Source organism: Vibrio sp. D173a (genome assembly GCF_030248475.1).
Genome location: NZ_JAHGAH010000761.1, coordinates 1 through 894 on the forward strand (window position 1 = coordinate 1; position 894 = coordinate 894).

The window sequence follows — 894 nt, forward strand, 5'->3', positions numbered from 1 at the left end:
TACGTTTATTCTTTCAACACACGCCAAGCTCCTTTCGACAATGTAAACGTTCGTCAGGCATTAAGTATGGCGCTGAACCGCGAGATCTTGGTCGATAAGATCACTGGTCAAGGTGAGCCAGAAGCATACAGTGTGACTCCGAACAACATCCCAAATTACCAAGCGCCGACGTCGGAATTCAAACAGTTAGATACAAACCAGCGCCTCAAGCAAGCGAAGCAGCTGTTAAACAACACCAGTGAGAACCACAAGAAAATCGCACTGGCCATCGCTTCAATGTGGAAGCCATTGTGTGTGAAGGTGGAATTAGAAAACATGGAGTGGAAAGCTTATGTCGCCGCAAAAAGCTCTGGCGACTACCAACTGGCTCGCTCTTGGGCATTTGGCGACTACCCTGAACCGTCTGCTCTACTTGAGGGCTTCACGTGCGGGCATACAGCCAATGAAAGCGGCTATTGCAACCCAGAATTCGATAAACTGATGCAGCAAGCAAGTGTTATTACCCAACAAGATGAGCGCTTCAAGGTATACCAGCAAGCCGAGGCGCTACTCAATGAATCAGCGGCAGTGATCCCGCTTTATCACTACAACGTAATAACACGGCTATCAGTATAATATACGATTTAATTAACCAGATGAACAACGGTTAGTTGGCTTAAAAACGAGAGGCTAGATTACCAGCCCCACAATTGAAAAACACCGAACTGATACTTCGGTGTTTTTCATATCTGTAGCCGCGAATTCTAATAACTCCTCCAACCTCAATATTTCCCCGCTCAACCAGTAAACTCTGCTTTTAATTCCTACGACTAAAGTATATGTTATTGGTAAGTAACATAGTTGTTGCAGTACAACATAAGAATAAAAAGGACTAAAGATGAGCAGTAGTCAAAA

General features: G+C 44.5%; 1 protein-coding gene. It reads left to right on the forward strand.

The window, feature by feature from the left end:
• Window positions 1-615, forward strand: a 615-nt coding sequence (locus tag KIV40_RS29075; RefSeq protein ID WP_285352701.1) for an ABC transporter substrate-binding protein, incomplete at its 5' end; no start/stop codon positions are given.
• Window positions 616-894: the final 279 nt, after the last annotated feature.